This window comes from Pannonibacter anstelovis, from assembly GCF_036881715.1.
In the GTDB taxonomy this organism is placed as follows: domain Bacteria; phylum Pseudomonadota; class Alphaproteobacteria; order Rhizobiales; family Stappiaceae; genus Pannonibacter; species Pannonibacter anstelovis.
This window is the reverse complement of the sequence record NZ_JBAKBF010000028.1, coordinates 1-743: the sequence shown is the minus strand read 5'-3', so window position 1 is coordinate 743 and position 743 is coordinate 1. Positions and strand designations below refer to the sequence as shown.

Annotated in this window: 1 protein-coding gene; it reads right to left on the bottom strand. The window is 67.6% G+C overall.

All coding sequences use genetic code 11. The features are described 5' to 3' along the window. The coding region (locus V6L75_RS20970) for a tripartite tricarboxylate transporter permease (protein WP_334253399.1) at positions 1 to 743 on the bottom strand (743 nt) is incomplete at both ends.

Below are 743 nucleotides of genomic sequence, written 5' to 3'. Positions count from 1 at the left end.
CGCTGGAACGGGATCTGGGTCAGCTTGGAGATGGGAATGGCCAGCGCCAGGCAGATGCCCGCGCCCATGACATTGGCGAGCGCCAGCGACCAGATCACCGAATAGGTGATGTTGAGGTCCGCGCCGACCATGGAGGGGCCGGGCTGGATGCCGAGCAGGACCATGCCGCCGAGGAAGACGGCCATGGAGCCGGAGCCGGGGATGCCGAACAGCATGGTGGGCAGCAGGGCGCCGCCCTGCATGGCGTTGTTGGCGCTTTCCGGGGCGACGACGCCGCGGATGTCGCCCTTGCCGAACTGCGGGTCCTTCTTGACGGTCTGGACCGCATGGCCATAGGCGATCCAGTCGACGACCGAGCCACCGAGGCCGGGAATGGCGCCGATGATGCAGCCGAAGCCGGAGCAGCGGATGGACAGCCAGATATTGGCCCACCAGTCGCGGAGGCCCTGGAACCAGCCCGAGCCCAGGGCATTGCCCGAGGCGATGGCAGCATTCTTGCGCAGCAGGTCGGCGATCTCGGGCACGGCGAAGAAGCCGAGGCCGATGATGACGAGCGGAATGCCGTCATAAAGATAGTCGAAGCCGAAGATCATGCGGAACTCGCCGGTGGCCGGCGCCCCGCCGATGGAGCCGATGATCAGGCCGGTGCAGCAGGCCGCAATCCCCTTGGCCAGGCTCCGCCCGGCCAGCACCGCCACCATGGACAGGCCGAAGAGCGCCAGCATGAACAGCTCCGCCGAGCC